At 69.0% G+C, this 6,461-nt stretch carries 10 protein-coding genes; 7 read left to right on the top strand and 3 right to left on the bottom strand.

The window, feature by feature from the left end; genetic code table 11:
• The 6 genes from ACFWPJ_RS13895 to ACFWPJ_RS13870 all read left to right on the top strand — a co-directional run.
• A partial coding sequence (locus tag ACFWPJ_RS13895; protein WP_378850879.1) for an OB-fold nucleic acid binding domain-containing protein occupies positions 1 to 1,742 on the top strand: 1,742 nt, incomplete at its 5' end.
• A 78-nt stretch (positions 1,743 to 1,820) separates the two neighbouring features.
• Entirely contained in the window at positions 1,821 to 2,822 is a 1,002-nt protein-coding gene (locus ACFWPJ_RS13890) for a M48 family metalloprotease (RefSeq protein WP_378850876.1), read from the top strand.
• Between the two features lie 39 nt (positions 2,823 to 2,861).
• The gene (locus tag ACFWPJ_RS13885) at positions 2,862 to 3,104 is read left to right on the top strand and encodes a ribbon-helix-helix protein, CopG family (RefSeq protein ID WP_378850873.1); all 243 of its coding nucleotides are present in this window, start codon (positions 2,862 to 2,864) and stop codon (positions 3,102 to 3,104) included.
• Positions 3,101 to 3,535 (top strand): type II toxin-antitoxin system VapC family toxin, encoded by a 435-nt coding sequence (locus tag ACFWPJ_RS13880; RefSeq protein WP_378850871.1) that lies wholly within the window; start codon positions 3,101 to 3,103, stop codon positions 3,533 to 3,535. Before ACFWPJ_RS13885 ends, ACFWPJ_RS13880 begins: the two co-directional genes overlap by 4 nt.
• A 42-nt stretch (positions 3,536 to 3,577) precedes the next feature.
• A complete protein-coding gene (locus tag ACFWPJ_RS13875) occupies positions 3,578 to 4,558 on the top strand; it encodes a DUF4349 domain-containing protein (protein ID WP_378850868.1) in 981 nt (326 codons plus the stop codon).
• Positions 4,518 to 4,745: a DUF167 domain-containing protein gene (locus ACFWPJ_RS13870; RefSeq protein WP_378850865.1), complete on the top strand. Its 228-nt coding sequence runs from the start codon at positions 4,518 to 4,520 to the stop codon at positions 4,743 to 4,745. The genes ACFWPJ_RS13875 and ACFWPJ_RS13870 overlap by 41 nt, the downstream gene beginning before the upstream one ends.
• A 10-nt stretch (positions 4,746 to 4,755) precedes the next feature.
• On the opposite strand, the gene ACFWPJ_RS13865 is transcribed toward ACFWPJ_RS13870, so the two are convergent.
• From ACFWPJ_RS13865 to ACFWPJ_RS13855, 3 genes are read right to left on the bottom strand one after another with little or no spacing between them, the layout of a single operon-like run.
• The gene (locus ACFWPJ_RS13865; RefSeq protein WP_378850862.1) at positions 4,756 to 5,163 is read right to left on the bottom strand and encodes a type II toxin-antitoxin system VapC family toxin; all 408 of its coding nucleotides are present in this window, start codon (positions 5,161 to 5,163) and stop codon (positions 4,756 to 4,758) included.
• Complete coding sequence (locus ACFWPJ_RS13860; RefSeq protein WP_378850859.1) at positions 5,153 to 5,392, bottom strand: antitoxin; 240 nt, start codon at positions 5,390 to 5,392, stop codon at positions 5,153 to 5,155. The genes ACFWPJ_RS13865 and ACFWPJ_RS13860 overlap by 11 nt, the downstream gene beginning before the upstream one ends.
• A gap of 33 nt (positions 5,393 to 5,425) precedes the next feature.
• Positions 5,426 to 5,890, bottom strand: a complete 465-nt coding sequence (locus tag ACFWPJ_RS13855) for a tRNA (cytidine(34)-2'-O)-methyltransferase (protein WP_378850856.1) — start codon at positions 5,888 to 5,890, stop codon at positions 5,426 to 5,428.
• Positions 5,891 to 5,989: 99 nt separating this feature from the next.
• Between ACFWPJ_RS13855 and ACFWPJ_RS13850 the strand changes: the two genes are divergently transcribed.
• Positions 5,990 to 6,316 carry a DUF3017 domain-containing protein gene (locus ACFWPJ_RS13850; protein WP_378850853.1) on the top strand — a complete coding sequence of 109 codons (327 nt, stop codon included), beginning with the start codon at positions 5,990 to 5,992 and terminating at the stop codon, positions 6,314 to 6,316.
• Positions 6,317 to 6,461: the final 145 nt, after the last annotated feature.

Genomic DNA, 6,461 nt, shown 5'->3' with positions numbered 1-6,461 from the left:
GGGTGTCGGCGCAGACCGCCCCGGATCGCGCGGGGCCGGTGCTCGCACGGGCGGGAGACCCCGCCGGCCTGCCGCGTCAGAGGGCCATCCGCGCGGGTGGCATGGTCATCTGCGCTCGGCCCAACCCCGACGTGTGCCCGGTGGAGTGGGCGCGAATGGCGGGGCGCAGCGTCTTGCAGTGGGACAAGGATGATTGCGCCGCGGTCGGTTTGGTCAAGTTCGACCTGCTCGGTCTCGGCATGCTCTCGGCGCTGCACTACATGATCGACCTGGTGCGCGAGCACAAGGGCGAGACGGTCGAACTGCACGCGCTCGACCTCGCCGAACCCGCCGTCTACGAGATGTTGCAGCGCGCCGACTCGATCGGGGTGTTCCAGGTGGAATCGCGCGCGCAGATGGCGACACTGCCGCGTCTGAAGCCGCGCACCTTCTACGACCTGGTGGTCGAGGTGGCGTTGATCCGGCCCGGTCCCATCCAGGGCGGTTCGGTGCATCCCTACATCCGCAGACGCAACGGGAAAGAGCCGGTCGTCTATGACCATCCGGCGCTGGAGAATTCACTCGAACGCACCCTCGGCGTCCCGCTGTTCCAGGAGCAGCTGATGCAGATGGCCGTCGACGTCGCCGGGTTCACCCCCGCCGAAGCCGATCAGCTGCGCCGGGCGATGGGCTCCAAACGCTCACCGGAGAAGATGGAACGGCTGAAAGGCCGTCTCTACGAAGGCATGCGTGAGCTGCACGGGATCACCGGCGAGGTCGCGGATCGCATCTACGAGAAGCTCTACGCCTTCGCCAATCTCGGCTTCCCGGAAAGTCATTCGCAGAGCTTCGCCTCGATCGTGTTCTACTCGGCATGGTTCAAGCTGCACCATCCCGCCGCGTTCTGTGCCGGACTGCTGCGCGCCCAGCCGATGGGCTTCTACTCCCCGCAGTCGCTGGTCGCCGACGCCCGCCGCCACGGTGTGCGTGTGCACGGGCCCGACATCAACGCCAGCCTGGTCGAGGCCACCCTGGGGAACGTGGGCACCGAGATCCGGCTCGGCCTGTCCGGCGTCCGCCACATCGGCACCGATCTCGCCGACCTCATCGTCGCCGAGCGCACCGCCTCGGGCCCGTACGTCTCGATGCTCGACCTGACCGGCCGGGTGGAACTGACCGTCGCGCAGGCGGAATCGCTCGCCACCGCAGGCGCATTGGACGTCCTGGTCGACGACCGCGGCAGCAGTGTGCGCAGGGCGGCGCTGTGGGCCGCCGGTGCAGCGGCAGGCGAACGTCCCCACCTCCTGCCCGGCACCGGCCCGGCGACCGTCGCCCCGTCCCTGCCCGGCATGAGCGCACTCGAACTCGCCGCCGCCGACGTCTGGGCCACCGGCATCTCGCCCGGTACCTATCCCACCGAATTCCTGCGCGCACACCTGAACTCGCTGGGCGTGGTCCCCGCCGCCGACCTGCTGCTCGTCGAAGACGGCACTCGCGTCCTGGTCGCGGGCGCCGTCACCCATCGGCAGCGTCCCGCGACCGCGGCCGGCGTCACCTTCCTCAACCTCGAGGACGAGACCGGCATGGTCAATGTCGTCTGCTCGGTGGGTCTTTGGGCCCGCTACCGCCGCCTGGCCCAGAATGCCACCGCCCTGCTGATCCGCGGCCGCGTCCAGAATGCCGAGGGCGCGGCCAGCCTCCTCGCCGACCAGCTCGAACACCTCGACCTCACCATCGTCGCCCGCTCCCGCGACTTCCGCTGACCGACAGCCGAATCGGTACCGGACAACCCCGGGCTACTGCGGTATCAAGGAAGTGGAGCATCGAATCGTGGGGGCCACATGTCGCACTCCGAACCGAACACACTGTCGGTGACCTACCGGCAGGGCTACCACTGGGCCGTGGCGGATCTGCTGGCTTCGCTGCCATCGCTCGTGCTGAGCGGTTGGCTGCTGGTGGGAACCGCAGCGCTGCTGGCGAACTGGGTCGCGGTGCTGGTCGCCGTGCTGTGGGCTGCGTCGGGTCCGGTGGTGCTGGGCTGGCAACGGCTCATGTTGGGGGTGATGGCGCTGTCGTCCGAACGGAACCTGCCGGACGAACACGACCGGGTGAATCGCGCGTGGGTGAATGTCGCCGATGCCGCCGGTCTGCCCGCCGCCACGACCACGGTGTGGGTCATGCGTTCCGATGCCGTCAACGGAGCCGTCAACGCCAGCGGCTATGTCTGTGTCACCCGGCCTGCCGTCGAGGCGTTCACCGAGCGTCAGCTCGAAGCCCTGCTCGCCCACGAGCTCGGACATCGCCTGCAGGGCACCGCCACCTGGCGGTCGGTGATCCGGTGGTATCGGTGGCCCTTCGGGTGGCTGGTACGCGCTGTTTTCGCGCCGGCGGACTGGTTGATGGTCCCGTTGCACCCGCGCCTGTTGCGACTCTCGAACCGCGTGATGGCGGCCCTGCGCTACTCCTCTCTCGGCGCGGCCGCCGCGACCACGCTGCTCCTCGCCCCGGCCGTCCTGGCCTACGGCACCGCCGCCTGCCTGCTCTTCGCGGCACTCGCCCTCCTCCTCGGCCCCTGGGGCTCCGCACTCGCCCTGGCCCTGGCCGCCACCCAGCTGGTGACTCGGCCCCGGCTGTCGCAACGCTGCGAATACCTGGCCGACCGCGTCGTCGTCGACCTCGGCTATCTCGACGATTTCCGCTACGTCCTGCAACTCGTGCACGCCCCTCCGAAGGTGTCAGGCCCCACCAGCCACCTCGCCGAGATGCCGGCCTTCCTCGCCACCCACCCCCACCTCGACAACCGCCTGGCCGCCGCCGAACGCCACGCATACCGACTCCGCTGACCAGCGGTTTCACGGTTTACGGGTGGTACCATATGTGGCATGATCAAGACGACCGTGTACCTCCCCGAGGAGTTGGAGGTCCGGCTCGATGCCGAAGCTGCCGCGACCGGGGTCAGCAAGGCTGAACTCATTCGACGGGGGATCGCCATGCTGCTCGACGCTTCCGAGGTGCCCAAGAACGACGCGCCGTTGCCCGTGTTCCGCAGCGGGCGCGCCCGCACCGCCGACGAGATGGATCAGGCGATCTACGACCACATCAAGTCGCGGTCGGCTCGTCGATGATCATCGTCGCCGACACCTCCGCCCTGTTCGCCGCGTTCGACGCCGATCAGCCCGAGCATGAACAGGCTCTCGCGGTCATGGCGTCCGAGACCCTGGTGATCTCACCGCTCGTCCTGACCGAGCTGGACCATCTCGTGCACCGCGATCTCGGTTTCGAGGCGGCGATGCAGGTCGTCGAAGCACTGATGGCCCGCATGCTGGACGGGCGCTACCGGCTCGCCGAGCTCAAGCATGTCGATCTGGCCGCGGCCCAGCTCATCCGGGCCAAGTACGAGGGTCTTCGGCTCGACCTCGCCGACGCGGTCGGCGTCGCCCTGGCCGACAAGTACCGGACCAACTGCATCTTCACCCTGGACCAGCGCGACTTCCGCGCGATCGAACCGCTCACCCCCGGTGTCGACGCGTTCCGCATCCTTCCGGCCGACCTCTAGCAGCTGCGCCCGCTCGCGGCGTCCGCGCACTACGCTGCGAACATGCGCAAGCTTGCCGTGGTGATGGTCGGGGTGTTCGGGCTGTTGTTCCTGGCCGGGTGTGGGGACGACGCGAGCGAGAGTCAGGCCGATCGCGCGTCCTCGCCGACGATCTCGGGGCCGGCGCCCGCGGGGGCGCCGGGGTTCCGGGAGGGCGCGCCGTCGAAAGAGGGGCCCGCGCAGTCGGATTCGGCGAACCGGAAAGAGGTGATCACCGGGTCGGTCGACATCACCGCCGATGACCCGATCGGCGCCGCGGCGACCGTCACCGAGCAGGTGCGAGCCATGGACGGCCGGATCGACAGCCGCACCGAGCAGCCGGGGACCGACGACCGCACGCCGCGCGCGGTGCTCAGCGTGCGGGTGCCCGCCGACAAGACCGACGCCTTCATCACCGGGCTCGGCGGGATCGGCACCGTCACCGAGGTCAGCACCAACCGCGACGACGTCACCATGCAGTGGGAAGACCTCGACGCCCGCATCCGCGCACTGCAGGCCTCCGTCGACCGGTTGCGCGCGCTCATCGCCGGCGCGACCAACACCGCCGACCTGATCGCCGCCGAGGAGGCGCTGTCGAGCAGGCAGGGCGAGCTCGACAGCCTCACCGCGCAGAAGCGTTCGCTCGACGACCAGGTCGCCCTGTCCACGCTCACCATCACCCTCACCGCCGACGACAAGAAGGCGCCCGGCGACCCGGACAACTTCTGGGACGGCATCGTCGCGGGCTGGAACTCGCTCGTCGACTGGTTGCGCGACGCGGTCGTCTTCGCGGGCAAGGCGGTCCCATGGCTGGGCTTCCTCGCTGTAATCGGCGGCGTGCTCTGGCTGGTGCTGCGAACGGTGCTGCGCCGTCGCCGCCCCACCGCACCCGTGGCGCCTGCCGTGATAACTCCTGCGGCCGAGACCACCTCGCCGACCGCGGGACACAAGAAGGAAGCGACCGATGCCGACCGTACGGGCGACGATCAAACCGAACAGCCGTAAAGGCCCCCTGGTCGAAATCGCCGACGACGGCACCCTCACCCTCTACGTCCGCGCCCCCGCCGTCGAGGGCAAGGCCAACAAGGCCGCCATCGAACTCCTCGCCGAGCACTTCGGCGTCGCCAAGTCGGCAGTCCGATTGACCGGCGGCGCCACCTCCCGCTTCAAACGTTTCGACGTCGACGACTGACGCCGGAAACTCAGTCGATCACTTCGACTCGGCACGGCAGTCCGGGCGCTTTGCTGAGCCGTACGTCGCTGGTGAGCAGCGGAACATCGAGCCGTGCCGCCAACGCGGCATAGAGACCGTCGTAGAACGAGATCGTGTGGCGGAGCTGCCATGCCTGCTCACTGAGCCAACCCTGGTGGGCATAGCGCCGATCGACCATCGTCGCCAGCATGCGCAGGCCGATCGTGGCGGTGTCAGGGTCGATCAGCCCCTTGCGTTCATGGCGGCGCAGTACATTGCCGACTTCCGCATCGATGAGATGTGGCGCGTGGCAGGTGCTGGTCTCGATCAACCGTCCGACGGCGGTCCCGACGGCGTCCTTGCGCAGCAACGCGGTGGAAGCGGCCGAGGCGTCGAGCACGTACTCGTCACTCGCCACGGGCGTCGTCCAATGCGCTCAGGATCGACTCGCGATCGGCTCCCGCGCTCGAATCGCGCTCGAGCGCTTCACGGATTGCCGCCATCGCCTCGGTCTTCGAACGCCGACGTGCGGCGGCGATCAACTCCCGCCGCATATATGCCTGCAACGACATACCCTCTGCTTCGGCGCGTCTGCGGAACACCTCGGCGTCCTCGTCGGGGATGTCCCGGATCTGGATGGTAGCCATAGCGCTATTTTAGCGCTGATATAGCGCTGTCGGCTATACCGCGCCGGGGAAACCTAGTTGGCGCCACGCCTCGTACACCGACACCGCGGCCGCGTTGGACAGGTTCATCGAGCGGCGCCCCGGCAGCATCGGGATGCGCACCTGCTCGGTGATCTGCGGGTCGGTCAGCACCTCCGCGGGAAGCCCGGTCGGTTCGGTGCCGAACAGCAGCGCGTCGCCGTCGCGATAGGCGACATCGGTGAAGCGGGTGGTGGCCTGGGTGGTGAACGCGAACACCCGACCCGGCCCGATGGTCGCCCACGCCGTCGCCAGGTCGGGGTGCACCGTCACCACCGCGAGGTCGTGATAGTCCAGCCCGGCCCTGCGCAGTTTCGACTCGGAGAGGTCGAAGCCGAGCGGTTCGATCAGATGCAGCGCGCAACCGGTCCCCGCGGCGAGCCGGATCGCGTTGCCGGTGTTGGGTGGGATCACGGGGTTGTGAAAGATCAGGTGCAGCACAGCGCATCACTCTGTCATGCCCGGTTCGCGCACTCGGCTCGCCCCACCGATCGGGCTCGGGGCGCCCGCCCGGCGCCGGCGTCTGGAACAATCGGGGCCGTGAACAAGGCGGAGACGACCGGGAAGCATCGGGTCGTGCGGTTGAGCGCGGGGCAGCAGTACCTGCGCAGTCATCTGCCGATGACCGTGGTGAGCGCGCTGATCGTGGTCGCGGTCGTGTTCGTCGCGTGGGATCGGTGGCGGCGCGGCGCGATCATCTTCGGCAGCGCGGCCCTGGTGGCCGCCGCGTTCCGGCTGTGCCTGCCGACCGTGCAGGTCGGCTTGCTCGCGGTCCGCAGCAAGCCGTTCGACGTGGCCACGCTGACCGCACTCGGCAGCGCCATCGTCTTCCTCGCCGCCACCATCAACACCCTCGGCGTCAGCTGAGATAGCGCTCGGTGAACACGGCCCGATCCCGGGGCCGGGGTCAATCGCATCGAGAAGGGGGGGGGGGCGGGGGCGGGCGGGGTTGGGGGGGGGGGCTGTTTGTGTGGTGGTGGTCGACGTGCTGTCGTTCACCACCTCGGTGTCG

The sequence above is a fragment of the Nocardia sp. NPDC058497 genome, from assembly GCF_042720195.1.
In the GTDB taxonomy this organism is placed as follows: domain Bacteria; phylum Actinomycetota; class Actinomycetes; order Mycobacteriales; family Mycobacteriaceae; genus Nocardia.
The sequence above is the reverse complement of the archived record's forward strand: the minus strand, read 5'-3'. Positions and strand labels throughout refer to the sequence as shown.

What these genes read in the sequence shown, in the direction of transcription:
- ACFWPJ_RS13870 (WP_378850865.1), top strand. Translation starts at nt 4,518, where the DNA reads ATGCCGACCGTACGGGCGACGATCAAACCGAACAGCCGTAAAGGCCCC.
- ACFWPJ_RS13860 (WP_378850859.1), bottom strand. Translation starts at nt 5,392, where the DNA reads ATGGCTACCATCCAGATCCGGGACATCCCCGACGAGGACGCCGAGGTG.
- ACFWPJ_RS13875 (WP_378850868.1), top strand. Translation starts at nt 3,578, where the DNA reads ATGCGCAAGCTTGCCGTGGTGATGGTCGGGGTGTTCGGGCTGTTGTTC.
- ACFWPJ_RS13880 (WP_378850871.1), top strand. Translation starts at nt 3,101, where the DNA reads ATGATCATCGTCGCCGACACCTCCGCCCTGTTCGCCGCGTTCGACGCC.
- ACFWPJ_RS13890 (WP_378850876.1), top strand. Translation starts at nt 1,821, where the DNA reads ATGTCGCACTCCGAACCGAACACACTGTCGGTGACCTACCGGCAGGGC.
- ACFWPJ_RS13885 (WP_378850873.1), top strand. Translation starts at nt 2,862, where the DNA reads ATGATCAAGACGACCGTGTACCTCCCCGAGGAGTTGGAGGTCCGGCTC.